The sequence below is a fragment of the Flavobacteriales bacterium genome (assembly GCA_026129465.1).
In the GTDB taxonomy this organism is placed as follows: Bacteria; Bacteroidota; Bacteroidia; order Flavobacteriales_F; family PHOS-HE28; genus PHOS-HE28.
In genome coordinates this window covers 2,548,453-2,571,996 of sequence record JAHCIA010000001.1, presented here as the reverse complement: position 1 = coordinate 2,571,996, position 23,544 = coordinate 2,548,453, and the positions used below count along the sequence as shown (strand labels likewise).

The window sequence follows — 23,544 nt, the reverse complement described above, 5'->3', positions numbered from 1 at the left end:
CGTTCTTGTTGCTTTCGGTGGCCATGGCGCAGGGTCCTGGCCCACGCCCCGTGGTGGAGATCCGAACCGCGCTCGGCACCATTGAGGTGGAACTCTACCACGAGACCCCTGCGCATCGCGACAATTTCCTCAAGCTCGTGCGCGAAGGCTTTTACGACAGCTTGCTCTTCCACCGGGTGATCCCCACCTTCATGGTGCAGGGCGGCGATCCCGCAAGCCGGAACGCCGGTACAGGAGCCCAGCTCGGCGAAGGCGGCCCCGGCTACGACCTCCCGGCCGAGATCGTGCCCGGTCTCATCCACCGCCGGGGCGCATTGGCCGCAGCGCGCATGGGCGATGATGTGAACCCCGAGCGCCGGTCCAGCGGCAGCCAATTCTACATCGTGCAGGGCAAGGCCTTCAACCCCGTGGAACTCGACCTGGTCTCACGCAGACATGCCCGCATGGAGCAAGCGGTGAATTATGGCGAGGCCGAAAAGGCCATCTACGCCACACAAGGCGGCGCACCCCACCTGGATGGTGGTTACACCGTGTTCGGCCAGGTGACCCGCGGTATGGACGTTGTCGATGCCATCGCCAAGCTGCCCTGCGACACCCGGGACCGGCCCGAACGCGACGTACGGATGTTCATGCGCGTGCTGGAATGAGCCTGCAGGACCGCATTTCGCTGTTGGAGACGGAGGTGGCCGCGGTCCAGGCCACCGGCCCGGATGCCGCCGAACAGGCCCGGATCGCCTGGCTGGGCCGCAATGGCAGCATCACCGCCTTGTTCGACGATTTCAAGAGCTTGCCGCCCGAAGAGAAACGCGCCCTGGGCCAACGCCTGAACAAGTTGAAGCAGGGCGCCCAGGCACGTGTGGAGGAGATGAAGGCCCAAGCCGCGAATGGGGCCGCGGCACTTGGTCCTTCGGCGGACCTGAGCGCCCCGGCGATGACCGCGCATGGGGGCGGTCTCCACCCCATCACCATCGTTCGCCAGCGAATCGTGGACGTGTTCACGCGCATGGGCTACACCGTGAGCCAGGGTCCGGAGGTGGAGGACGACCACCACAACTTCAGCGCGCTGAACTTCCCCCCCGACCACCCGGCGCGCGACATGCAGGACACGTTCTTCGTGCAGGGTGGCGATCTTGCACTGCGCACCCACACCAGCAGTGTGCAGGTGCGTGTGATGGAGTCCGGCAAGCCGCCCTTCCGCACCATCAGCCCCGGCCGTGTTTACCGCAACGAGGCCATCAGCGCGCGCGCGCACTGCATGTTCCACCAGGTGGAGGCGCTCTACGTGGACCGCGGGGTGAGCTTCGCGGAGTTGAAGGGCACCCTGGACCTTTTCACCAAGAGCCTCTTCGGGCCCGAGGTCTCCATACGCCTGCGACCGAGCTACTTCCCCTTCACCGAGCCCAGCGCAGAGGTGGATATGAGTTGCACCATCTGCGCTGGTGCCGGTTGCGCCGTGTGCAAACACAGCGGCTGGGTGGAGATCATGGGTTGCGGCATGGTCGATCCGGCCGTCCTGGTCAACTGTGGCATCGATGCCAGTGTCTTCAGCGGGTTCGCCTTGGGCATGGGCATCGAGCGCATCGCCCAGCTGCTCTACCGCGTGCCCGACCTGCGTCTCTATTGGGAGAATGATGTGCGTTTCCTGGACCAATTCGCGGCTGGCACCTTGCGCAGGTAGCGTTCCATCCTGCCCTCCAGAGGCAACGATGCCATTGCCACAAGGGTTGCACCATGGCCTGAAATGAGCGCGAGCAGGATCCATACGCCCGTGTTGATCCTCGGGGGTGGCCCCGGGGGCTGTGCTGCCGCGCTGCGGCTGGCACAACTCGGCGTGCAGGCGACGCTGATCGAGAAAAGCCACTTTCCCCGCGACAAGGTCTGCGGCGATGCCCTCAGCGGCAAGGTGATGCGCAGTCTGGAACGGCTGGATGCGGACCTCGCGGCGAAGGTGGTGGCCGAACCGCGGCGCATGGCCAGCCGCGGTGTGGTCTTCGTGGCTCCCGGCGGACGCGCGCTGCGGGTGCCCTTCGACCGCAAGGCACAGGATGATGAAGCGCCAGGCGCCATCCTGCCCCGCGTGGTGTTCGACGACATCCTCTTCCAGCGGGTGAAGGCCACGCCGGGTATCCAGGTGCACGAAGGATCCGTGGCGAGGTCCTTTGAACGGATCCCGGAAGGCTGGTCCGTGAAGGTGCATGACACCACCATCACCACACCGCTCATCCTCGACGCCAGCGGAGCCAATTCCTCCTTCGCGCGCAGCGTGGCCGGCCTGCGGATGGAGCCCCGTCACCACGCGGCCGGTGTGCGCGCCTACTATTCAGGTGTTCAGGGCCTGGATGCTGACGGCTTCATCGAATTGCATTTTCTGAAGGATCTCTTGCCCGGCTATTTGTGGGTGTTCCCCCTGCCGGGCGGGCGTGCGAACGTGGGACTGGGGTTGCGTAGCGATGTGGTGCGCAAGCGGAAGACCGATCTGAAGAAGTTGCTGCCACGCTTGCTGGCCGAACACCCGGCGCTGAAGGAACGCTTCGCGGAGGCGCGGCAGGAAGGTGCGATCGAAGGCATGGGCCTGCCGATGGCAAGCAAGCGCTACCCCATCAGCGGCAAGGGTTATCTGTTGGTCGGCGATGCGGCCCACCTGATCGACCCCTTCACCGGGGAGGGCATCAGCCATGCCTTGATCAGCGGTATCCACGCGGCGGAGGTGGCGGCCGAAATGATCGCCGAGGGGTCGGTCAGTGCGAGCGCGGCGAAACGCTATGACGCCCGCGTATGGAAACGGCTCGGCCAGGAGCTCGCCATCAGCGCGCGGCTGCAAGGCCTGGCCGACCGCGCATGGTTGTTCGACTTCGTGGTGGACCGCGCGAACGCCAGCCCGGCGCTAGCGGATACGATCAGTGCCATGTTCACCGACCTGGATCTGCGCGCCAAGTTGAAAAGGCCGGGCTTCTACATGGACCTGGTGCTGGGCCGGGCGGCACGCGCCTGAATGCTCATCGCAGCCTCCTGGCTACCACGAACCAATCCCAGGGATAGGGCGCCTTCATCCATTTCGGCGGCGTTTTGAACTCCGTGCGCCAAGGGTACTCCAGCTTCTCCATCACCTCCGCCGCCAGGCCCCTTTCCTCCAGCAGGGCGGTGAGTTCCTCGGCCAGGTAGTGCTTGGTCGGCGCACCTTCGATGTGGATGATGCCGTGCTCCACGCCCGGCGTGTCCATGGCGGCGGCGCGCTGTGCCTTGCCCGGATCCATGCCATCGCGGCGGTTCCATTGCACATGGCGGCAGGTGGTGAGCAGCGCGGATTCTACCGAGGGTACCACCAGGATGAGGTGTCCGCCGCGCTTGATGCTGCGGCAGGTGGTGTCGATGATGCCCGCTCGGATCGCCGGTGCGGCGTTGAGCCAGGTGTTGATGCAGAGCACCACATCGGCCACGGGGTAACCCTGCCGTCCACGAGACAGATCGCACTGGACGTAGCGGATGTTGCCATGCGCGGCGCACGCACGCTCGGCCACAACGAGACAACGGCTGCTCACATCCACGGCATGCACCATGTGGTAGAGCGACGCCAAATGCGGCAGGGTGCGCCCTACGCCACAGCCGAGGTCCGTGACCACCGCGCCGGGGCGTGCCAGGCGCTTCACATGTTCGTTGATCAAGCCCCTGCTGTCATGGGCCGGTACGTTGAAGATCTCCTCCTCGAAGGTCTCGGCCACCTGGTCCCAATCGTGCTCGTTCATGCGCTGGCGTTCATGCCGCGGCGCATCTGGGAAGGCGGTCCGATGGGACCCGATGTTGGAACGGATGCGGCGCGGCGTGTCTGTGGGAACAAGGTAGCCGCGCCATCGGAACGGCCCGGATGGGCGTTCCGCGGTGTTTCCACGATCGCACGTTCAAGACGGCGGCTCAGGCCGGACTCAGCTTCAGCATGTTGGCCATGCCCTGCTCGTTGATGGGCATGCTGGCGATGTTCACCACCAGGTCGCCTTCGCGCACGTAGCCTTTGCTGCGCAGGATGTGCTTGATGTCCGCGACGGTATGGTCGGTGCTCACCGTCTTGTCATAGTATTCGGCACGCACGCCCCACACCAGGTTCAGCATGTTGAGGATGGCGTGGTTGCTGGTGAAGGCGAAGATGAAGGCCTTGGGCCGCATGCTGCTGATCTTGAAGGCCGTGTAGCCGCTGTGCGTCATGGTGACGATGGCCTTGATGTCGATGGCGGCGGCCATGCGCACGCTGGCCATGCAGATGGCGTCACTCACCATGCGCGCACTGGGTTGCAGTTCGGGCTGGGGCACGTTGTACATCAGCTCGCTCTTCTCCATCTCCAGCAGGATGCGGTTCATGGCCTTCACCACTTCCACGGGATGTTCGCCCACGCTGGTCTCCGCGCTGAGCATCACGGCATCGGCATGGTCCAGCACGGCGTTGGCCACGTCGTTCACCTCCGCGCGCGTTGGCGTGATGTTCACGATCATGCTCTCCATCATCTGAGTGGCGACGATCACCGGGCGGTGGCGCTCCAGACAGCGGCGGATGATGTCCTTCTGCACCAGCGGCACACGCTCCATGGGGATCTCCACGCCCAGGTCGCCACGCGCCACCATCAGCGCATCGCTCTCCCGGATGATCTCGTCGATCTCCTCCAGCGCCTCGGGCTTCTCGATCTTGGCGATGACGCGTGCCGGACTTTTCGCCGAACGGATGATGCCCTTGAGTTCGATGATGTCGCGCGCGCTGCGTACGAAACTCAGCCCGATCCAATCCACGCCATGCTCCAGTGCGAAGGCCAGGTCCGCCAGGTCCTTGGGGGTGAGGCAGGGCAGGCTGATGCGCGTGTTGGGCAGGTTGATCCCCTTGTTCGCGGTGAGCTGACCGCCGTGCAGCACGCGGGTATCTACTGTCCTGTTCCCATCGGTGGCTGTCACTTCCAGGCGCAGCTTGCCGTCATCGAGCAGCACCAGCTCGCCGGGCTTCACATCCTGCGGGAATTGCTGGTAGGTGGTGCTCACAAGGCCTTCGCGGCCCTTCACCGCCTCGGTGGTGATGGTGAGCTTCTCACCCGCCTTCAACCGGATGCCGCCGTTCTCCAATTCGCCGATCCGGAGCTTGGGTCCCTGCAGGTCGGCCAGGATCGCCGTGTGCAGGCCGAGTTCATCATTGAGCTTGCGGATGTTGGCGATCAGCGCGGCGTAGAAGGCATGGTCGCCATGGCTGAAGTTGAGGCGGCACACGTCCACCCCTTCCTGCAGCATGGCGCGCAGCACTTCGGGCTTGGCGCTGGCGGGGCCGATGGTGGCGACGATCTTGGTCTTGGGTTCGGTCATGTTCCTAGCGCAGGAGTTTGTATCCGGCACGCAAACGCTCGAAGGGCAGGGGGAAGGCGGCGAGCACGAATTCCGCACGGCGCAAACGGTCCAGCAGGTCGGGCCTTGAACCGGCGGCGGCATTGTCCATCACCAGGAAATAATCGGCCGCGCGCTGCTCCGGCAACAACACGCCGTTCTCACAATGGTTGTGCACCAGCGTCAGGCGGTCCTTGTTGTCGGGGTCCTCGTGGTCGAAGGTGGCGAAGGATGCCAGCCGCCCGCCCAGGTCCTCGCTGATGTCCTCGCGGCGGCGGGTAAGGGAAAGGCCCATGGTCCGGTTCAATGACCAGCACAGCCGGTAGTCGTTCACGTGGCTGCTGATGCCGATGACGGTGACCTCGGGGTCGGGATCCAGATCGAGCTTGACCTTGGCCATGGTGTCCGGCCAAAGGTAGCCACCGCCTGTAGCGCCGGTGGATCAGTCTTCGGAGCGGTGCGCATTGCGCGGACCCCGCCTGCGCGACGATCGCTCCCTGTGCGGTCTGTCCTGGGCGGCAGCCCCTGCGGGCGACGCGCTGCGTGTTTCGGCCTGCGGCCGGCGCGAACGCATGCCGCGAAAGGCGCTCTGGGCGGCTTCCTGCTCGGCCACCTTCTTGCTGGCGCCGCGCCCGGTGCCCCGCACCTTGCCATCGATCCGAACCTCGGCCACGAAGGTGCGTCCACGACCGCCACCCTCCTCGCCGGTGACGAACTCCACTTTGCGGCGGCGCTTCTGGCCCCATTCCAACAGTCTGCTCTTGCCGTCCTTGTCCTCCTTGGCCACCTCCTCCAGATCCACATGGGTCAGCAGCAGTTTCACCACCACTTTGCGTGTGCGGTCGAAACCCTTGTCCAGGAAAAGCGCGCCGATGAGGGCCTCCAGCGCATTGCCCGGCACGCTGCTTTCGTGCCCGCGCGCCACGTTGCTCTCCATCACCCGCTCGATGGCGATCCGCTGGGCGAGGTTGTTCAGTTGGGCACGGCTCACCAGTTTGCTGCGCATGCGCGTGAGAAAGCCTTCGCCCCTGTCCGGGTAGGTGCTGAAGAGCAGGTCGCCGATGATGGCGTCGAGTATGGCGTCGCCCAGGAATTCCAGCCTTTCGTTGTCCGGCAGGTCGGGCCGGTCTTCGGTCACGGCGCTGCTGTGGCGCAGTGCCTGGCGGTAAAGGGCAAGGTCGCCCGGGGTGAGCCGCAGGGTCTGGCGGCACCAGGCGCGCACCTTCCTTTCCTCGGGATCTCGGGCTCTGCTGAGAAGGCGGCGGAACAAGGGTCGTTCAGCTGTGCTTGCGGAAGATCACCGAGGTGTTGTGCCCGCCGAAGCCGAAGGTGTTGCTCAGCGCGGCGCGCACCGTGCGCTTCTGCGCCTGGTTGAAGGTGAAGTTCAACGCGGGGTCGATCTCGGGATCGTCCGTGAAGTGGTTGATGGTGGGGGGCACCGTATCGGTGTACACGGCCATGATGGTGGCCACGCCTTCCACGGCGCCGGCGCCGCCCAGCAGGTGGCCGGTCATGCTCTTGGTGGCGCTGATGTTGAGCTTGTAGGCGTGCTCCCCGAAGAGGCGCTGGATGGCCTTCACCTCCTGCGGGTCGCCGATGGGGGTGCTGGTGCCATGGGTGTTGATGTAGTCGATCTCCTCGGGGCCGATGCCGGCGTCCCGGAGGGCGAACTTCATGCAGAGTTCGGCGCCGAGGCCATCGGGGTGCGGTGCGGTGATGTGGTAGGCATCGCTGCTCATGCCACCGGCGATCACCTCGGCATAGATGCGGGCACCGCGCGCCAGGGCGTGTTCCAGATCCTCCAGGATCAGGGCCGCGCCACCCTCGCCCAGCACGAAGCCGTCGCGGTCCTTGTCATAGGGCCGACTGGCGGTGGCGGGGTCGTCGTTGCGCGTGCTCATGGCATGCAGGGCGTTGAAGCCCCCCACCCCGGCCTCGTAGATCGCCGCCTCGCTGCCACCGGTCACCACGGCCACGCAGGTGCCCAGGCGGATGCAGTTGAAGGCGTCTATCATGGCGTTGTTGCTGCTGGCGCAGGCGCTGGCCGTGACATAACTGGGGCCGCGCAGCACATGGCGCATGCTGATGAGACCCGCCGCGCTGTCGGCGATCATCTTCGGGATGAAGAAGGGGTTGAAGCGCGGGGTGCCATCGCCCCTGCCGTAGCCGATGCATTCGTCCTGGAAGGTCTTCAGGCCGCCGATGCCGCTGCCCCAGATCACCCCGATGCGCTCGCGGTCCACCTTGTCCAGGTCCAGGCCGGAATCCTTGATGGCTTCCTCGGCGCAGACCACGGCGAACTGCGTGTAGGGGTCCATCTTCCGCGCCTCCTTGCGGTCGATGAAGTCTTCCGGGTTGAAGCCCTTGACCTCGCAGGCGAAGCGGGTCTTGAACTTGCTGGCGTCGAAGCGGGTGATGGGCGCAGCTCCGCTACGGCCGTTGACCAGACCGTCCCAATACGCCTGTAGGGTATTGCCGATCGGAGTCAACGCACCCAGACCGGTCACGACCACGCGCTTGAGCGTCATCGGTTGGGTGCCCCTACAGGGGCGTCACTTCGCCACGGTCTTCTCCACGTACTCCACCGCCTGGCCCACAGTCTGGATCTTCTCGGCCTGGTCGTCGGGAATGGCGATGTTGAATTCCTTCTCGAACTCCATGATGAGCTCGACGGTATCGAGGCTGTCAGCGCCAAGGTCGTTCGTGAAGCTCGCTTCCAAGGTGACCTCGTTCTGGTCCACGCCAAGCTTGTCCACGATGATCGCGATGACCCTTGACTTGATGTCCGACATGTCCGTGCGTTGTTGGTTGAACAGGCTGCAAAGGAAAGACATTTTCCCATCGGGCAAGCTGGCTCAAAAGTGCCGCACGAGCACCTGCTCCAAGGGCTTCCGATCAAGGTCCGGCACTTGGCAGTCAGGCGCGGGGAAACCCATGGGGATCAGGAGGTAAGCACGCTCATTGGCTGGGCGCCCCAGCACCCTGGCCAGGAAGTCCATGGGGCTGGGCGTGTGGGTGAGTGTGGCCAGCCCGGCCTGGTGGGCCGCCGCCAACAGCATACCCGTGGCGATGCCCACGCTCTCGTTCACGTAGTAGTTCTGGTGCTTGTGGCCATCGGGGTCCAGCTCGTAGGTGCGTCGGAACACCACCACCAGCCAGGGGGCGATCTCCAGAAAGGGTTTCTCCCAATGGGTGGCGAAGGGCTTGAGGTCCGCCAGCCACTCGGCGCTCATGCGCCCACCATAGTTGATCCGCTCCTCCTCTTCGGCGGCTTTCCGAATGCGGCGCTTCAACCCCGGATCGCCCACCAGACAGAAGGTCCAAGGCTGTTTGTGCGCGCCGCTGGGCGCCGTGGCGGCCGTGGCGACCACCGCTTCCATCACTTCCGATGGAACGGGGTCCTCGCTGAAATGGCGCACGGTACGGCGGCGGGCCATCAAAGCATGGAAATGCCGCGCGCGAGCTAGCATTTCACCTGCCGAAAGGCGGTCGAACTCCAGCGGAATAAAGGGGGGCTCGGTGTCCATGCCCGGAAGATCGCACCTTCGTGCCATGGTGCGCATCGCCATCCTCGCCAGCGGCTCGGGCACCAATGCCCAGCGCCTGATGGAGCACTTCGCCGACCACCCGGCGGCCGAGGTGGCGCTGGTGGGCTGCGACCAACCGGGCGCGGGCGTGCTGCAACGCGCCTGGGACCACGGTGTGCCGGTCTTCCTTTTCAATGGCGCACAGCTGAAGGACGGCACCGTGCAGCATGAGTTCCAGGGTCTGGGCATCGGCCTGGTGGTGCTGGCCGGCTTTATGCGACTCATCCCCGCGGAAATGGTGAAGGCCTACCCCAAGCGGATCGTCAACATCCACCCGGCACTGCTGCCGAAGTTTGGCGGCAAGGGCATGTACGGCGCGCACGTGCACCGCGCGGTGATCGACGCCGGAGAGCGGGAGAGCGGCATCACCATCCATTTCGTGAACGAGCGCTACGACGAAGGCGAGCACCTCTTCCAGGCGAAATGCACCGTGCTGCCCGAAGACACGCCTGAGCGGCTTGCCGAGCGCATCCATGCACTGGAGCACGAGCACTATGCGCAGGTCGTGGAACATGTCATCCGAAATACCTCTTGGTGATGGCACAACCCCGCCCGCCGTCAAGCAGGCTCCAGCCACCAGCAACATTCAACCCTCAACCACGCCAACGCCATGTTCGACCTGGCCGAGATCGGCAAAGCATTCCTGGTGCTCTTCGCGGTGATCGACATCGTGGGAGGCATCCCCATCATACTTGATGTGCGCCGCAGGGCGGGCAAGATCTATCCGGCGCGGGCCACGCTGGTGAGCCTGGCCATCATGGTCTCCTTCCTCTTCGTGGGCGAGACCATCCTGAAGTTCCTCGGCCTGGATGTGAATTCCTTCGCCGTGGCGGGCTCCTTCGTGCTTTTTTTCCTGGCACTGGAAATGATCCTGGGCGTGCGGCTGTTCCGCGAGGACACCTCGGCGCCGGGTTTGAAGAGCGGCGAGGACGACAACAAGATCTACAGCATCGTACCGCTGGCCTTCCCGGTGATCGCCGGAGCCGGTACCATCACCACCATCCTCTCCTTGCGCGCGGAGGTCGAGCGGATGAACATCCTGGTCGCCATCCTGCTGAACATGGTGGTCGTCGTCCTGGTGCTGCTGCTCACCAACCAGATCGAACGGCTGCTGGGGCGTGTGGGCCTCATTGTGCTGCGCAAGGCTTTCGGCATCATCCTGCTGGCCATCGCGGTGAAGCTGTTCGCGGGGAACATCACGTACCTGTTCCCCCCCGGATGATCGGCGCGGGTTGAAGGGTGCGAGAGGGGTCGGCTTTCGCACTCTTGCACCCTCGCACCCTGCATACATTTCACCCCCATGCATGTGACCATCCACACCGACGGCGCCGCCAGCGGCAACCCGGGTCCGGGGGGTTATGGCGCAGTGCTGGAGAGCGGCAGGCACCGCAAGGAATTGTGGGGCGGATTCCGGCGCACCACCAACAACCGCATGGAACTGCTGGCGGTGATCGTGGCGCTGGAAGCATTGAAGCGGCCCGGCATGCAGGCGACCGTGGTGAGCGACAGCAAATACGTGGTGGATGCCGTGGACAAGGGCTGGGTGTTCGATTGGGAGAAGAAGGGCTTCGCCAAGAAGAAGAACCCCGACCTGTGGAAGCGCTTCCTGAAGGTCTACAGACAACACCAGGTGCGTTTCCAATGGATCCGCGGGCACAACGGCCACCCGCTGAACGAACTCTGCGACCGACTGGCCGTGGCCGCCAGCCAACAACAGGACCTGGAGGTGGATGAGGGCTACGAGGCGCAGGGTGAGGGCGGCATGTTCGAATAACACGCCGCTACCAGTTCCTGCCCTGCCAAGGGATCTTGGCCGCACTGTTCCGCAAATTGGATCGCAGGTGGGCGATATAAACCCCTGCGGGCAAATGCTCCAAGGGGACCGATCGCCCGTAACGGACCACACGGACCTGCCGTCCAGCGGCATCGTACATGCTCAAGTCCTGGACCACCTCGTCTTCTTCCACGAGTTCCAGGAAAATGCCATTCGGAGCAATACTCCACCACGGCTCACTCCCTGCGGAATCCCCACCGCTGGAGACCACTCTTTTGAAAAAGCGAGTCGTCAACTGACCACTCGAATGCCATACGCGCGCCCTCGCATAGGCCAACTTATGGTAGGTCATCAGTTCAATGACCTCCTCCGCATCCAAGGATAGGTCCGACCAACTCTCCCCTCCGTCCCTGGTCGCGAAGACCATTCCCTGCCGACCACCTATCCAGAGATGCTCCGGCGAATAGCCGCTCACGCACAACCAATCGTTGGAGGCTGGTGACGCCTGCTCGATCCAGGTTTGTCCAGCGTCTTGGGTGATGATGATTCGTCCGCCATCACCTGCTATCCACGCCACTTGGTCGCTCAACCAGACCATGGCCCTGTACCAGGGCTGCTCATCCGAATGTGATCGCGACCATTGTTCTCCTGCGTCAGTTGTCACCCATACTTCCCCAACACCCTCCTCGGACACCAAGACCACGGCGCCGGTCTGTTCGTCATGGAACTCGACCGCCACCACCCTGTTCACGGTGTCGGGAAGCCCGTACACCTCCCTGTATCCCACAGGCCACACCCAACGCATCCTGAAGGACCCATCCATCTTGTGGAGGTGGATATAGGCCCGGGTCCCATTCACGGGACTAACACGTAGTGTATCACCCGGATACCCGAATGAAGGATAGCCCTTCTGCTCATAGATCCCATCAACCCATGTGAAGGATCGCAGCTCGAAGGACCCACCACTGAGCCGTCTGAAGAAACAACCGTGGTCATTGGAGCGCCACATACCGGTTATGCCCTGACTACCCGGCCCGCCACCGCCATCGCTCAGGGTCGGGTGGGTACCCCATTCGTCCGCAGTGCCAAGGATCCTGTAGATGTACCCGATGCTTGGCGAAACGTATGTGCTCTGCGCCGTGAAGCCGATCCCCGGCGAGGTGAACACTACGGGGCCATTGTTATAGTTGCCGAATGTGAACCAAGGTGGAAGAAATACTGGCACCGGAACCCATTGGGCCGCCGCGGAAACACCGAACGCTAACCCGAGCGAAGTGTACAACCCGCGCATAGCTCAAATTTAGCTGCTCAAGTGGCCCATCAGCCCCCAATAATGGGGACGAGGGCTACGAGGCGCAGGGCGAAGGCGGCATGTTCGAATAACTTCGCCGGCCATGGCCAAACAACTCTACGCCAAGGTCAACGACCGGGAGGAGATCGTGCTGGAGCGCGCCACGCCCCATGCCCCATGGACACTCAAGGGCGGCGCGGCGGACCTTGTGCGCACCGGTCCGGCCGAATTCAGTGTGCTGCTGGATGGCCGCAGCCACCGGGTGCAAGTGGTGAAGGAAGACAAGGAGCAGGGCCTTGTGCGCATGCGCATCGGCGGGCGCACCTACACGGTGAAGTTGGAGGACGAACAGAGCCGGCTGATGAAGACCCTCGGCTTGGAGAAGGCCGCCGTGAAAGTGCGCGAGATCAAAGCGCCCATGCCGGGCCTGGTGCTGGATGTGCTGGTAAGGCCCGGCGACACCGTGCAGAAGGATACCCCGCTGCTGGTGCTGGAAGCGATGAAGATGGAGAACGTGATACGTGCGCCTGGTGAAGCGACCGTGAGCGCGATCGCGGCAGAGAAAGGCAAGGCCGTGGAGAAGGGACAGTTGTTGGTGAGTTTTGGTTGAGACGATGTCTGTTGGGGGTTGACAACTTGAGTGGTCGGAGGTTCACGACCACATGTCCGGACCTCAACTTCCCCGCCCCGTGCGGATTACCTTCGGGGCCATGGACCGCAAGCAATTCCTTTCCCGCTCGCTGAAAGCCACCTTGGGCACCCTGGTGGCCGGACCAGTCATCCTGCAAGCGGGGGGATGCGGCACGCCGGATGGCGCACCGAAGGAAAGCCCGGATGACCTCGGCGAGGGGGCACCCACGCATCCGCCCCTGGTGATGGCGCAGCAGCCACTGCCCTACGCCTATGATGCCTTGGAGCCGCACATCGATGCCCGCACCATGGAGATCCACTATGGCAAGCACCACGCGGCATACGTGAAGAATGTGATGGAGGCCGTGGCCGAAGAGGGCATCACCGCCGCCAACGAGGAGGACTTTCTCGCCCGCATCTCCGCCTTCAGCACCAAGGCCCGCAACAATGGCGGCGGCGCCTGGAACCACACCTTTTTCTGGCGGGTGATGGGACCGGGCAAGGGCGGTGCTCCTGAGGGGAAGGTGCTCGACGCGATCAACGCCTCCTTCGGCTCGTTCCAGAAGCTCCAAGAGGTCTTCACCGATGCCGCCATGAAGCGCTTCGGCAGCGGCTGGGCGTGGCTGGTGGAAAAGGACGGCAAACTGGAGATCGGCAGCACGCCCAACCAGGACAACCCCGTGATGGACGTCAGCGACCTGCGAGGCAAGCCCCTGCTGGGCCTGGACGTGTGGGAGCACGCCTACTACTTGAAGTACCAGAACAAGCGCAACGAGTATGTGGCGGCCTGGTGGAACGTGGTGAACTGGGAGGAAGTGGCGAAGCGGATGGGGTGATCAGCCCTCCACCAGCTCTATATCGAAGTCCACCAGCTCCACGAACTCCTGGATGCGGCGGTCGATGTCCTCGCGGGTGATCTCCAGCATGCGCTCGATGCCGAACTTCTCGCAGCAGAAGCTGGCCAGGGCGCTGCCCACGATAATGGCGCGCTTCATGTTGTCGAAGCTGTGGTCCTGGGTGCGCGCCAGGAAGCCAATGAAGCCCCCTGCGAAAGTGTCACCAGCGCCGGTGGGGTCCACCACATCCTCCAAAGGAAGTGCGGGGGCGAAGAACACACGGTCCTTGCTGAAAAGCAGCGCGCCGTGTTCGCCCTTCTTGATCACCAGGTACTTGGGTCCCATGGCCAGGATCTTCCCGGCGGCCTTCACCAGGCTGTGCTGGCCGCTGAGTTGCCGCGCTTCCGCATCGTTGATGGTGAGGATGTCCACACGAGCGATCGTTTCGCGCAGCTTGGGCATGGCGCTGTCCATCCAGAAATTCATGGTGTCCATCACCACCAGCGCCGGGCGTTCGTTCATCTGGTCCAGCACCTTGGCCTGCACGTTGGGGTCCAGGTTGCCGAGCATCACGTAGGGCGCGCTTCGGTACGCTTCGGGCAGCCTGGGGTCCAACTCAAGCAACACGTTGAGGCGGGTCTCCAGTGTGTCGCGGGTGTTCATGTCGTAGTGGTAGCGCCCGGCCCAGAAGAAACTCTCCTTGCCCTTGAGGATCTCCAGTCCTTGCAGGTCCACGCCACGCTTGCGCAACTCGGCCATGGTGCCTTCCGGAAAATCATCCCCCACCACACTCACCAGGCCCATCTTGTCCAGGAACACGGAAGCGGCCAGGCTGATGTAGGTGGCGGCGCCGCCCACGGTCTTTTCGGCCGTGCCGAAGGGGGTTTCGATGCGGTCGAAAGCGACGGTGCCAACGGTTACGAGTTGCATGGGGGTGTGCTGGAGGGTGTTCGACCAAACAAAGAAAGCCGCTTGGTCGCGGCTTTCTTCATTCTGCTCCCCGGGCTGGACTTGAACCAGCGACCCCCTGATTAACAGTCAGGTGCTCTAACCAGCTGAGCTACCAGGGAAGGCTCCCCCCTTGCGAAGGGACGGCAAAAGTAGAAAGCCGCATGCGATAAGCAAGGCGGCCCCATGCGGCCAGGCGCGAACTATCTTCGATCACGGGCGCCGGCTGGCCTTTGCCGATCGTCATTCCCGCACCACACCAAGACCATGAGGACCACCACCCTACTCCTCGTCCTGTCGATCGCCACCCGCATCCTGGCACAGCCGCTGTGCAACGCCATGCAGGCGGATTTCACCTACGCTTCCACGGCGAATGGCATCCAGTTCACGGACGCCACCATTGGCAACCAGCCCTTCGCCTGGGAATGGGACTTTGGCGACGGCCATTCCTCCACCCAGCAGAACCCCTTCCACACATACGCCGCGGCAGGTGTTTATGAGGTTTGCCTTACGGCGTACTACGCCCCCAACCCGAACTCCAACCAGGACATCTGCCTATCGGTGGCCTGCCAACCGGTGAGCTGGGGTGGCGGTGGTGGCGGCGATATCTGCGCTCAGCTTCAGGCTGGGTTCACCTGGAGCGGGGTCGAGGGCGGGATCCTCTTCGCCAACACCACCTCCGGGACGGGTATGAACACCTTCTGGCACTGGAACTTCGGCGATGGCTCCACCTCCAACGAAGCGCAGCCCTTCCACCTGTTCCCCGGTCCGGGCACCTACGAGGTATGTCTGCTGGTCACCTCCGTCTACTCCAACGACAACGGAACGTCCATCACCTGCACGGACCAGCATTGCGCCGTGGTGGTCGTGGGCAATGACAGCGCCTGCGCCGGGCTCAACGCGAATTTTTTCCATGAGGTCTCCGACGCCGGGGTGTTCCACTTCTTCTACCAACCCTCCTTGCCCGGAGCGGTCTACACCTACCTGTGGAACTTCGGCGATGGCAGCACCAGCAACCTGCAGAACCCCACCCATGTGTACACCACCGCAGGCAACTACGAGGTGTGCCTCACGGTGATGGTCTATGCGCCGAACACCAACGTGCCGGTCTGCACCATCACCTCCTGCCAACCGGTGAGCTGGGGTGGCGGTGGCGGCGGCGATATCTGCGCTCAGCTTCAGGCTGGGTTCACCTGGAGCGGGGTCGAGGGCGGGATCCTCTTCGCCAACACCACCTCCGGGACGGGTATGAACACCTTCTGGCACTGGAACTTCGGCGATGGCTCCACCTCCAACGAAGCGCAGCCCTTCCACCTGTTCCCCGGTCCGGGCACCTACGAGGTATGTCTGCTGGTCACCTCCGTCTACTCCAACGACAACGGAACGTCCATCACCTGCACGGACCAGCATTGCGCCGTGGTGGTCGTGGGCAATGACAGCGCCTGCGCCGGGCTCAACGCGAATTTCTTCCATGAGGTCTCCGACGCCGGGGTGTTCCACTTCTTCTACCAACCCTCCTTGCCCGGAGCGGTCTACACCTACCTGTGGAACTTCGGCGATGGCAGCACCAGCAACCTGCAGAACCCCACCCATGTGTACACCACCGCAGGCAACTACGAGGTGTGCCTCACGGTGATGGTCTATGCGCCCAATGCCAACATCCCGATCTGTGTGGCCACTTCATGCCAGCCGGTCTCCTGGCCGAGCGGCGATCCCTGCGCCGGATACACCTTGGTCATCAACAACCAGCCCACCTCGGCCGCAGGGGGCGTGACCTTCTGGGCGGGCGGGTCTCCCGGCGCACAGAACTACCATTGGAACTTCGGAGACGGACATACGGGCAATGGAGCGGAGGTGACGCATGTGTACGACACCCCGGGCAACTACACCGTTTGTCTCACGGCCACCTGGATCGTGGCGAACACCGAGATCGTCTGCACGATGACCATCTGCACGACCATTTCCGTGGGTGGAACGAACACCGATTGCGACCCGAACTTCACCATCGAGGTGACCTCCGCGCCGACCAATGCCGGCTTCATGCTGATCGCCACTGCGCAACCACCGGCGGACGGTTTCATCTGGACCTTCTCCAACGGACTTGTGCTCACCGGGCCGAGCATCGAAGTGTCCCTGCTGTCCGACCTGGGCCTGGAGGTGTGCGTAAGCGCGTGGTACTGGAGTGGCAGCGACACTTGTTGGGCCTCGGTCTGCGGGGCCATCGGCGAATGGGGCTTCGTGGCGGGCCTGCCGGGGTCGCCGGATGCGCCTGTCATGTCCGTGTACCCAAACCCCGCCACGGACATGGTGGTCGTGGAGGGTGGTCCGATCACGGGGTCCACGGTGTTGGAATTGCTCGCCAGCGATGGGCGCCTGGTACATGCGACCACGGTGACCCAATGGCCCTATCGCATGCCGGTCGGAAGCCTTGCCCCGGGTGCCTATCTGCTGCGTGTCGGCGATGGGTCTTCGGCCTTCTCGTCCCGTCTGATGGTGGTCCGTTAAGGCGGATCGGCCACATCGTAGATGAAGCGGTAGCCGGGCGCGCCACGGAAAGCGGCCACCTCCGATGAGGAGCCCTGCCTGAAACGCACCCGTTGGGCATCGGCGCCCGCTTCTAGCAGCGCGGCCATCACCTGTGCTCTGCGTGCGCGCTCGAGTTCCTGCCACTCTCGTGTCACCACATCCTTGCCCAACAGACGAATTCCACGTTCGGTCATGGGCAATTCGCCGGTACCTGGAAGTTGTGCGTCCATCCAGCGCACGAATGCACTGTCCAGCGTGGCCAGAGAGCGCACCGCAACAGTGTCGGCGGCCGACAGTGCCTCGACCCCGGGAAAGAGGTGGCGCGCCTTGGCCTTGAACACGGCCAGCTCACCAGCCTCGGCCAGGCTGTCCGCCACCGGGACCAGATCGACGGACAGTCCGGGTTTGGCCTCCAGGGCCTTGGCCAACTGGTGCAGGGCGCGGCGCTGAGCACTTTGTGGAGACACCTGCAACGCCACGAATCGCACCTGCTCCAGGTCCTTTTCATCCGCACCCTCGAAAGCACGTGCGAGAAGCTTCACCGGTGCTGCGGCTGCCTTTACCACCAGGTTCTTCAGCACCAGCCATACGATGGGCCACACCCTGAACTGCGGGTCGCGCAGATCGCCCTTCACCGGAACGTCCAACTCCACCACGCCACGCACATCCTTCAACAGGCCGGCCGCCAGGCGCAGGGGCAGCACGATGATGCCGGGGTCGTGCTCGTCGATCTTCTTGCCAAAACGCAGACGGTCCACCCGGAGGTTGTTGCGCGAATCGATCATCCCATCGCGAATGGTGGTACGGCTGGCGAATGCGAGTATCCCATCGGCCATGGGGTGCGCGGCATACCAGCGCACGTAGGGGTCCAACTTGGGCAGCATCAGGCTGTCCACGTCCACCACCAACTCCACATTGCGGGGGTCTTTCGGGTCGAAGAGCGCACTGGCGCGCAACGTCCCGGCCTGGTCCAGCACAGCGCGCGCGGAGATGGGCGCAGCCTCACTTCGGTCGCTGAAGCGCTGCGCGCGCAGATCGATGTCCGTGATGTCATAGCGGAATGGCCGTGGCAAAGTGAGGTCCTCGAAGCGCAGACGACCCTCGCGTAAGACGAGACTGTCCGCGCTGTACGCACTGGCGGAGACCGCGCTGCCCAGGTAGCTGACGTATTCGGCCAGGAGCAGGTAGTAGTTGCTGGCGCTGGCGTCCAGCACCATGGCACCCGCCTCGCCAGCGGTGCTGTCGGGCACGAGCTTCAGCAGGCGTGTCCAGTTGTCGGTGCCATCGGCCAACAGGGCGAACCGCGCGTCCAGCCCCACGATGTCCACCACGCCCACTTCCATCCTGGAACCCACCAAGGTGTCCAGCTCCGCGCGAAGCTGCCGCAGATCAAGGAGGTGCTCCCCATCGCGGTCGCGCAACGCAAGGCCACGCATGTCCATCCTGGCGCTCAGGGCCAGGTCACTGCTGTCGGTGTAGCTCTGCTCCACGTTCAGGTCCACATCCAGCAGGCCGCCAAGGGAGCCGGCTTCAAAGAAGTCCTGCAGATAGGGCAGTGATCGCGCCAGATCGAACTGACGCAGGTGGGCCTCCACGGCGTAACGCTCGACGTCGGTGTCGATCATGAAGCCGCCGTCGAGGCGGGTGCCATCCTCCAGACCCAGACCGACGCGGAACTCCATGCGGGCATTGGCGCTGGTGATGCGCGTACATCCGACGCTGAGGTCCAACACGCGCACGGGTTCGCGCAGCAGGTCGCTCACATAGTCGATGCGTCCGCCGCTGATCTCGATGCCTTCCACGAAGAACTTGACTTCGGAGCTGCTGGCCGGCTCCTCCTTTTCCGCCGCCGGGCCACCAAGTTCCAGCAGGTCGCTGAAGTTGAAGCGATCGCCTTGTTGCACGACGTGGAAGTAGGGATCGCGCAGTTCCGCTTCCCGGAAGCGCCATTCACCAGTGCGCAGGCCGTGGACCACATCGCCCTTCACGCCCAGCTTGCTGAAGGACACGAAGACCTGCTCGCTGCGCGGCTCGTAGGAGGTGAAACCATGCACTGCGTAAACGCCCGAGAATGGGTTGAGCACGATGCTGCCGATGGTCACCTTCCGGTCGATCCATGCTTCACTGTTGCGCTCGATGTAGCGCTTCAAGAGAAACGGGAAGAACCAAGTGGCCACCGCCAGGGCGATGACCAAAAGGACCAGGGCGACAAGTGCGATGCGTTTCCAGCGCATGGACAGTGGGCGCGTGAAGATACCGGGAACCAGAACGGAAGCGGCCCCGGTTTCCCGGGGCCGCTTCGGCAATTGGTCACCTGAAGTTCAGGCCGCAGCGGCGCTTTCGGCGCGCTTGCTTCCGGGCAGCAGTTGGAATCCACTCATGACCACCTCGGTCACGTAGCGCTTGGTGCCGTCCTTGGCCTCGTAGCTGCGGTGCACCAGCCGCCCTTCCAACGAGACGGCCGAACCCTTGCGCAGCACACGTTCCACCTGCTCCGCCGTCTGGCCCCAGGCCACCACGGTGTGCCATTGCGTATCGGTCACCAGATCGCCGTTGCCATTGCGATAGCTCTCGTGGGTGGCCACGGAAATGCGGGCCACCTTGCGCCCCTTGGCGATCTCGCGCACTTCGGGATCGAAGCCCAGGTTGCCCATCAGTCGCACGGTGTTGTTCAGCTTGCTCATCGTCGTAAATGTTTATGGTTCGACTTTTCGTTCTCCGCCACCGGTGCTGAAGCCGATGACGAGGGCAAAAGTCCAGGGGCTGATCTCCGAGATCCGGCCGATCGGCATTTGTGATCGTTCATAAGTGTTTGCTGTATGGGTCGGGGACTGGTGGTGGTATCTTGGTTGTGCCCGCCACATGGAGGTCTTGGGCAGCGTCTGCCGCGGCCGCCTCGTCTTGTGGTGGGAAAAGGCCTTTCCGGGTGAGGGAACCCACCGATGAACTGCTGGTGCGGGGCTGCCTGCGGGACGACCCCCGCAGCCAGGAACTGCTGTACAGGCGGCATGCGCGGCGCATGTACGCGCTTTGCCTGCGCTATGCCCGCCACGAATTGGAGGCCCAGGACCTGCTTCAAGAAGGCTTCATCCGGGTGTTCGAGAAGTTGGGCGAGTTCCGGATGGAGGGTTCACTGGAGGGCTGGATACGCCGCATCATGGTCAACACGGCCATCAACCATTACCGCCGCAAAGCGTTCCAGCAGGAGCGTTTCGGATTGGAGCATGTGCCGGAAATGCCCGTGAGCGGCCTGGCCGTGGAGTCCTTGGGCGAGGCCGAACTGCTGGAGATGGTGGCGGCGCTGCCCGATGGCTACAGGTTGGTGTTCAACCTGCACGCCATCGAGGGTTACGACCACGGGGAGATCGCGGCCATGTTGGGTTGCGGCGAAAGCACCTCACGCAGCCAGCTGGCCAAGGCCCGGCGCATGCTACAACAACGCATCGAAGAATCACAAAGGATCCATGTCAGCGCAGGAAAGACATCCCATTGACGAACTCTTCCGGCAAAGGCTGGAAAGGGCCGAAGCCACGCCGCCGCCTACAGTATGGGCCGGGGTGAACGCCGCGCGGGCCGCGCATGGGGGGGGCCGCGCATGGTGGTTCGGCCGGTTGTTGCCCGGCCTGTTGTGCCTGCTGGCAGGCACTTCGGGCGTACTCGCTTTGCGCGCCTGGCGTGTCGCCCTTTCGGAAGAGGCCGCCATCTTGCGGATGGCCGACAGCCTTAACGACCCCATGGCCGCACCGGCGGAGTGGATCCATGGTTGGAACACTGCCGCAGTATCGCCCGTCAAGGCCGACCAAGTGCCGGATGGCGCAACGCTTGGTTCCGTGGAGAAGACCAAGGCGGGCGGGGTCCGATCGTACCATGGCCCAGAAGGGTCCGACACCGAACGGGCGTCCAATGGCCCTGGAGCCGAAGGCGCGATGGGACCGGACGAAGAGGTGTCCGAACCCCTTGGGATCCCCGCATCCAGCAAACCCACTGTGGCCACTTGGCCGACCCCCACACTGGAATTGGCTGGACCGGGGTCGGGGGGAGGTGTCGCATCCCTTGGGCGTCCATCGGCTCGCGGCTCTTCCATCACGCCCGACCAAGAGGGTCCGCCACAGGGGGCCATCGCTTGGATGGCCGCGCTTCGGCCAAGCGTTGATCGCAGCATGACCGCAGGTGTGCCTTGGTCCGCACCGCGACCAGCCCCCTATGTGCTGCCATCCAAAGAATGGTGGATCGCCGCCGAGTTGGCGCTTTTTGATGTGGGCACACGGTGGCGCGGTGATGATGGCCAACTGGTGGAGGCGCTGGAGCAAAGCGAGGCGCGCACCAGCACCATCGCACCGGGCATCGCTTTCGGCCTTCGCTGGCACAATGGCTTCAGCCTGAGCCTGGGTCTGCTGCAGGAGCGCAGCGAAAGGTCCTTCCACCATGTAGACCGCCGCATGGAGGTCTCCCACGAGATCCACCATTTCATGGTGACCCTGAACGACCAGGTGATCTGGAGTGATGTGGATACGGTGACACATACCACTTGGCATGAACGCGTGGCCGCCGGAAGGGGAAGCCAGGCCACCCTGCTGTTGCCCGCGGAGGCCGCCTGGCAGAAGGCGCTTGGACGAACCATCATCGGAGTCGGTGCCGGTCTGGCGCTTGAGTTGCCGATCGGCCAGCAAGGCGCCATGCTGGACCGAAGCGCCGGTGATGGCGGTCTCATCGCCCGGGAAGTGGGCACGGCGGAATGGCGCGCGCGTCAGCCGGCCGCGATGCTGGGGTCCGCCAGCATCAGCCTGGGCCGCCAGATCAATGAACATTGGAGCGTCCACGCCGGACCCCGCTGCATGGTGGCCCTCGGCGCGTTCGGAGGTTCCAACGAAGCACGGAGCCTCAACGACCGTTTCGGGGTCCGTTTCGGCATCACCCATCACTTCTCTCCCAAGCGCCAACCTTGAGCATGCATCACCAACGCGCACTGTTCCTCTTCATCCCCCTGTTGCTGGTGTCTTCCACCGCATGGGGTCAAAAACTATGGGGACACACCAAGGATGGCTCGGACGAGGGTACCTGGGAGGGCTGTGGACCATACATGACCGTGCAGTTCTCCGACGAGATCACCGGCCCGCTGCACTACCGCTTCGAGCCGGAACTGGACACTCCCTTCCATACGGTCTTCAATACCGTTTGGAGCGTTTTCGACGGCGACTTCAACCAGTGGTTCGAAGACACCCTGGAGCACACCTTTCCCGTTCCCGGCGAACATCTGGTATGTCTGACGGCGAATGCGATGGACTTGAGCTTGCAGCCTTGCAGCACCACCACCTGCAGGGTGGTGCCCATTCTGCAGGACGCGAGCTGCGCTGATCTCGTCGTGGATTTCACCATCAGCTCCATGGCCGGGCAGCAGATCACCTTTCAGGACCTGAGCTCCTACCCGGGAGGCATCATCACCTGGCAGTGGGATTTCGGGGATGCCAACCTCGCGTCGGGATCCTCGCCAACACATGTGTTCCAGGGTCCCGGCCCACACAAGATCTGCCTCTCTGTGACAGGCGCCGGATCCGCTTATTGCACGGCGAAAATCTGCAAGTGGCTCTATCTCGGTCCTGTGCCCGTGGCTTGCGACCAACTCTTCTCCCCCGGTTTCCTGGTGGTGCAGGCGTTGGACATGGTGGGCGCGCTGGACACCTCCTCCACCTCCGGCATGCACCATGAGGTGGAGTGGGATTTCGGCGATGGCAGCCCGCTGGGATCGGGCCGTTTCGCCCTTCACGCTTATGCGCAAGGCGGGCAGTATGATCTCTGCAGCACGGTGCGCTTCTGGGGCCCTCTCGTGGCCGACACCTGTTACAAGACGCATTGCGTGCCCATTACCGTGGCGGTCACCTCCACACCGGAGGAGCTGGCCGGCCAGATGGCCCTGGGCGCCCATCCGGTGCCCTTTGCGGACAGGCTCTGGCTCACTGGTTTGGCGCATGGCGCGGCCACGCTTCGCGTCTTGGATGCCACTGGCCGGGTGGTGCATGAGGTGCGCGGCCATGCCGATGGGCCCATGCCCCTGGACCTGGGTCATTTGCGGCCAGGCGCCTACGTGATCCGCTGCTTGCAGAAGGGTGGCGAGCAACAGGTCCGGGTGCTGAGGAACCCTTGAGAAGAAAAGGGCCGATGCGAGCTCGCACCGGCCCTTTGGCCCGATCTTCCCGTCGCATCACGCTGTGGTACGGGCACCCAGCAGGCGGTAGGCACCCAGCACCACCTCGGAGCTGTATCGCTTCTCACCCTCCTTGGTCTCGTAGGCCCGGTGCGTGAGACGTCCTTCCACAATGAGGCCGCTGCCCTTGCGTACGGCACCGGCGAGCTTCTCAGCCGCCTGGCCCCATGCCACGACCGTGTGCCATTCGGTGTTCTCCTTCATCTCGCCATCCGCACCCTTGTAATAGTCGTTGGTGGCCAGGTTCAAACGCAGCATGCGCTTGCCATTGCCGGTCTCCTTCAACTCGGGGTCCTTGCCCAGGTGGCCGATCAGTTGCACTTTGTTGTTCATCGAGGTACTCATGGCGGGTTGGTTTTGGGGCCGACATTCGTTCATCGGCGATGCGAAACAGGCCCACC

Annotated in this window: 24 protein-coding genes, 1 tRNA gene and 4 pseudogenes; 16 read left to right on the top strand and 13 right to left on the bottom strand. The window is 63.7% G+C overall.

Features of this window, described 5'->3' with window-relative positions; all coding sequences use genetic code 11:
• Positions 1-23 precede the first annotated feature (23 nt).
• The 3 genes from KIT10_11040 to KIT10_11030 all read left to right on the top strand — a co-directional run bounded on the left by KIT10_11040 (position 24) and on the right by KIT10_11030 (position 2,992).
• On the top strand, positions 24-647 hold the full coding sequence (locus KIT10_11040; protein ID MCW5899792.1) for a peptidylprolyl isomerase: 624 nt from the start codon (positions 24-26) through the stop codon (positions 645-647).
• Positions 644-1,678, top strand: a complete 1,035-nt coding sequence (gene pheS / locus KIT10_11035) for a phenylalanine--tRNA ligase subunit alpha (protein MCW5899791.1) — start codon at positions 644-646, stop codon at positions 1,676-1,678. Before KIT10_11040 ends, pheS begins: the two co-directional genes overlap by 4 nt.
• A gap of 63 nt (positions 1,679-1,741) precedes the next feature.
• A complete protein-coding gene (locus KIT10_11030) occupies positions 1,742-2,992 on the top strand; it encodes a geranylgeranyl reductase family protein (protein ID MCW5899790.1) in 1,251 nt (416 codons plus the stop codon).
• Between the two features lie 4 nt (positions 2,993-2,996).
• Here the strand turns inward: KIT10_11030 and KIT10_11025 are convergent, their stop codons facing one another.
• The 7 genes from KIT10_11025 to KIT10_10995 all read right to left on the bottom strand — a co-directional run bounded on the left by KIT10_11025 (position 2,997) and on the right by KIT10_10995 (position 8,876).
• The gene (locus tag KIT10_11025) at positions 2,997-3,743 is read right to left on the bottom strand and encodes a class I SAM-dependent methyltransferase (protein ID MCW5899789.1); all 747 of its coding nucleotides are present in this window, start codon (positions 3,741-3,743) and stop codon (positions 2,997-2,999) included.
• Between the two features lie 166 nt (positions 3,744-3,909).
• Positions 3,910-5,331: a pyruvate kinase gene (gene pyk / locus KIT10_11020; GenBank protein ID MCW5899788.1), complete on the bottom strand. Its 1,422-nt coding sequence runs from the start codon at positions 5,329-5,331 to the stop codon at positions 3,910-3,912.
• A gap of 4 nt (positions 5,332-5,335) precedes the next feature.
• Entirely contained in the window at positions 5,336-5,749 is a 414-nt protein-coding gene (locus KIT10_11015; GenBank protein MCW5899787.1) for an IPExxxVDY family protein, read from the bottom strand.
• A 42-nt stretch (positions 5,750-5,791) separates the two neighbouring features.
• Positions 5,792-6,619: a ribonuclease III gene (gene rnc, locus KIT10_11010; protein ID MCW5899786.1), complete on the bottom strand. Its 828-nt coding sequence runs from the start codon at positions 6,617-6,619 to the stop codon at positions 5,792-5,794.
• A 7-nt stretch (positions 6,620-6,626) separates the two neighbouring features.
• Positions 6,627-7,877, bottom strand: coding sequence for a beta-ketoacyl-ACP synthase II (gene fabF, locus KIT10_11005; protein ID MCW5899785.1), 1,251 nt, complete (start codon positions 7,875-7,877; stop codon positions 6,627-6,629).
• 24 nt (positions 7,878-7,901) lie between these two features.
• Complete coding sequence (locus tag KIT10_11000; GenBank protein ID MCW5899784.1) at positions 7,902-8,141, bottom strand: acyl carrier protein; 240 nt, start codon at positions 8,139-8,141, stop codon at positions 7,902-7,904.
• Between the two features lie 63 nt (positions 8,142-8,204).
• Positions 8,205-8,876, bottom strand: a complete 672-nt coding sequence (locus KIT10_10995; GenBank protein MCW5899783.1) for a nitroreductase family protein — start codon at positions 8,874-8,876, stop codon at positions 8,205-8,207.
• Positions 8,877-8,901: 25 nt separating this feature from the next.
• Between KIT10_10995 and purN the strand changes: the two genes are divergently transcribed.
• The 3 genes from purN (at position 8,902) to rnhA (ending at position 10,710) form a co-directional block, all read left to right on the top strand.
• Positions 8,902-9,474 (top strand): phosphoribosylglycinamide formyltransferase, encoded by a 573-nt coding sequence (purN, locus tag KIT10_10990; GenBank protein ID MCW5899782.1) that lies wholly within the window; start codon positions 8,902-8,904, stop codon positions 9,472-9,474.
• Positions 9,475-9,546: 72 nt separating this feature from the next.
• Positions 9,547-10,158 (top strand): MarC family protein, encoded by a 612-nt coding sequence (locus KIT10_10985; GenBank protein MCW5899781.1) that lies wholly within the window; start codon positions 9,547-9,549, stop codon positions 10,156-10,158.
• A 78-nt stretch (positions 10,159-10,236) separates the two neighbouring features.
• Positions 10,237-10,710, top strand: a complete 474-nt coding sequence (gene rnhA, locus KIT10_10980) for a ribonuclease HI (GenBank protein MCW5899780.1) — start codon at positions 10,237-10,239, stop codon at positions 10,708-10,710.
• A 7-nt stretch (positions 10,711-10,717) separates the two neighbouring features.
• Here rnhA and KIT10_10975 read toward each other — a convergent pair whose 3' ends face one another.
• Complete coding sequence (locus tag KIT10_10975) at positions 10,718-12,001, bottom strand: hypothetical protein (protein ID MCW5899779.1); 1,284 nt, start codon at positions 11,999-12,001, stop codon at positions 10,718-10,720.
• A gap of 103 nt (positions 12,002-12,104) precedes the next feature.
• On the opposite strand from KIT10_10975, the gene KIT10_10970 reads away from it, so the two are divergent.
• Positions 12,105-12,611, top strand: coding sequence for an acetyl-CoA carboxylase biotin carboxyl carrier protein subunit (locus tag KIT10_10970; GenBank protein ID MCW5899778.1), 507 nt, complete (start codon positions 12,105-12,107; stop codon positions 12,609-12,611).
• Between the two features lie 265 nt (positions 12,612-12,876).
• A complete protein-coding gene (locus tag KIT10_10965) occupies positions 12,877-13,467 on the top strand; it encodes a superoxide dismutase (GenBank protein MCW5899777.1) in 591 nt (196 codons plus the stop codon).
• Here KIT10_10965 and KIT10_10960 read toward each other — a convergent pair whose 3' ends face one another.
• Both KIT10_10960 and KIT10_10955 read right to left on the bottom strand, forming a co-directional pair.
• Entirely contained in the window at positions 13,468-14,397 is a 930-nt protein-coding gene (locus tag KIT10_10960; protein ID MCW5899776.1) for a bifunctional hydroxymethylpyrimidine kinase/phosphomethylpyrimidine kinase, read from the bottom strand. It lies immediately after the preceding gene.
• Between the two features lie 66 nt (positions 14,398-14,463).
• Positions 14,464-14,537: transfer RNA gene (locus tag KIT10_10955), tRNA-Asn, on the bottom strand.
• A 64-nt stretch (positions 14,538-14,601) separates the two neighbouring features.
• Between KIT10_10955 and KIT10_10950 the strand changes: the two are divergent.
• From KIT10_10950 to KIT10_10930, 5 genes and pseudogenes are all read left to right on the top strand, one after another.
• Positions 14,602-14,931: pseudogene (locus tag KIT10_10950) on the top strand (PKD domain-containing protein).
• Between the two features lie 174 nt (positions 14,932-15,105).
• Positions 15,106-15,492 (top strand): annotated as a pseudogene (locus KIT10_10945) (PKD domain-containing protein).
• Positions 15,493-16,050: pseudogene (locus KIT10_10940) on the top strand (PKD domain-containing protein).
• Positions 16,051-16,323, top strand: a pseudogene (locus KIT10_10935) (PKD domain-containing protein). It abuts the pseudogene before it with no gap.
• Between the two features lie 33 nt (positions 16,324-16,356).
• Positions 16,357-16,920, top strand: coding sequence for a T9SS type A sorting domain-containing protein (locus KIT10_10930; GenBank protein MCW5899775.1), 564 nt, complete (start codon positions 16,357-16,359; stop codon positions 16,918-16,920).
• Here KIT10_10930 and KIT10_10925 read toward each other — a convergent pair.
• The gene (locus KIT10_10925; protein MCW5899774.1) at positions 16,917-19,175 is read right to left on the bottom strand and encodes a DUF748 domain-containing protein; all 2,259 of its coding nucleotides are present in this window, start codon (positions 19,173-19,175) and stop codon (positions 16,917-16,919) included. The genes KIT10_10930 and KIT10_10925 overlap by 4 nt on opposite strands.
• A gap of 87 nt (positions 19,176-19,262) precedes the next feature.
• The gene (locus KIT10_10920) at positions 19,263-19,625 is read right to left on the bottom strand and encodes a single-stranded DNA-binding protein (GenBank protein MCW5899773.1); all 363 of its coding nucleotides are present in this window, start codon (positions 19,623-19,625) and stop codon (positions 19,263-19,265) included.
• Between the two features lie 242 nt (positions 19,626-19,867).
• Here KIT10_10920 and KIT10_10915 point away from each other — a divergent pair, with 242 nt between their 5' ends.
• The 3 genes from KIT10_10915 to KIT10_10905 all read left to right on the top strand — a co-directional run bounded on the left by KIT10_10915 (position 19,868) and on the right by KIT10_10905 (position 23,083).
• Positions 19,868-20,434 carry an RNA polymerase sigma factor gene (locus tag KIT10_10915; GenBank protein ID MCW5899772.1) on the top strand — a complete coding sequence of 189 codons (567 nt, stop codon included), beginning with the start codon at positions 19,868-19,870 and terminating at the stop codon, positions 20,432-20,434.
• A gap of 712 nt (positions 20,435-21,146) precedes the next feature.
• Entirely contained in the window at positions 21,147-21,887 is a 741-nt protein-coding gene (locus tag KIT10_10910) for a hypothetical protein (protein ID MCW5899771.1), read from the top strand.
• Positions 21,888-21,889: 2 nt separating this feature from the next.
• Positions 21,890-23,083, top strand: a complete 1,194-nt coding sequence (locus KIT10_10905; protein MCW5899770.1) for a PKD domain-containing protein — start codon at positions 21,890-21,892, stop codon at positions 23,081-23,083.
• 57 nt (positions 23,084-23,140) lie between these two features.
• On the opposite strand, the gene KIT10_10900 is transcribed toward KIT10_10905, so the two are convergent.
• Positions 23,141-23,488, bottom strand: a complete 348-nt coding sequence (locus KIT10_10900) for a single-stranded DNA-binding protein (GenBank protein MCW5899769.1) — start codon at positions 23,486-23,488, stop codon at positions 23,141-23,143.
• Positions 23,489-23,544: the final 56 nt, after the last annotated feature.

Excerpts from the sequence above, each read along its gene's own strand:
- pyk (MCW5899788.1), bottom strand. The coding sequence starts at position 5,331 with ATGACCGAACCCAAGACCAAGATCGTCGCCACCATCGGCCCCGCCAGC.
- KIT10_11040 (MCW5899792.1), top strand. The coding sequence starts at position 24 with ATGGCGCAGGGTCCTGGCCCACGCCCCGTGGTGGAGATCCGAACCGCG.
- KIT10_11030 (MCW5899790.1), top strand. The coding sequence starts at position 1,742 with ATGAGCGCGAGCAGGATCCATACGCCCGTGTTGATCCTCGGGGGTGGC.
- KIT10_10900 (MCW5899769.1), bottom strand. The coding sequence starts at position 23,488 with ATGAGTACCTCGATGAACAACAAAGTGCAACTGATCGGCCACCTGGGC.
- KIT10_10970 (MCW5899778.1), top strand. The coding sequence starts at position 12,105 with ATGGCCAAACAACTCTACGCCAAGGTCAACGACCGGGAGGAGATCGTG.
- KIT10_10965 (MCW5899777.1), top strand. The coding sequence starts at position 12,877 with ATGGCGCAGCAGCCACTGCCCTACGCCTATGATGCCTTGGAGCCGCAC.
- KIT10_10930 (MCW5899775.1), top strand. The coding sequence starts at position 16,357 with ATGACCATCTGCACGACCATTTCCGTGGGTGGAACGAACACCGATTGC.
- KIT10_11000 (MCW5899784.1), bottom strand. The coding sequence starts at position 8,141 with ATGTCGGACATCAAGTCAAGGGTCATCGCGATCATCGTGGACAAGCTT.
- rnhA (MCW5899780.1), top strand. The coding sequence starts at position 10,237 with ATGCATGTGACCATCCACACCGACGGCGCCGCCAGCGGCAACCCGGGT.
- KIT10_10905 (MCW5899770.1), top strand. The coding sequence starts at position 21,890 with ATGCATCACCAACGCGCACTGTTCCTCTTCATCCCCCTGTTGCTGGTG.
- KIT10_10925 (MCW5899774.1), bottom strand. The coding sequence starts at position 19,175 with ATGCGCTGGAAACGCATCGCACTTGTCGCCCTGGTCCTTTTGGTCATC.
- KIT10_10975 (MCW5899779.1), bottom strand. The coding sequence starts at position 12,001 with ATGCGCGGGTTGTACACTTCGCTCGGGTTAGCGTTCGGTGTTTCCGCG.
- fabF (MCW5899785.1), bottom strand. The coding sequence starts at position 7,877 with ATGACGCTCAAGCGCGTGGTCGTGACCGGTCTGGGTGCGTTGACTCCG.
- KIT10_11025 (MCW5899789.1), bottom strand. The coding sequence starts at position 3,743 with ATGAACGAGCACGATTGGGACCAGGTGGCCGAGACCTTCGAGGAGGAG.
- purN (MCW5899782.1), top strand. The coding sequence starts at position 8,902 with ATGGTGCGCATCGCCATCCTCGCCAGCGGCTCGGGCACCAATGCCCAG.
- KIT10_10920 (MCW5899773.1), bottom strand. The coding sequence starts at position 19,625 with ATGAGCAAGCTGAACAACACCGTGCGACTGATGGGCAACCTGGGCTTC.
- KIT10_10985 (MCW5899781.1), top strand. The coding sequence starts at position 9,547 with ATGTTCGACCTGGCCGAGATCGGCAAAGCATTCCTGGTGCTCTTCGCG.
- pheS (MCW5899791.1), top strand. The coding sequence starts at position 644 with ATGAGCCTGCAGGACCGCATTTCGCTGTTGGAGACGGAGGTGGCCGCG.
- KIT10_10995 (MCW5899783.1), bottom strand. The coding sequence starts at position 8,876 with ATGGACACCGAGCCCCCCTTTATTCCGCTGGAGTTCGACCGCCTTTCG.
- KIT10_10960 (MCW5899776.1), bottom strand. The coding sequence starts at position 14,397 with ATGCAACTCGTAACCGTTGGCACCGTCGCTTTCGACCGCATCGAAACC.
- KIT10_11015 (MCW5899787.1), bottom strand. The coding sequence starts at position 5,749 with ATGGCCAAGGTCAAGCTCGATCTGGATCCCGACCCCGAGGTCACCGTC.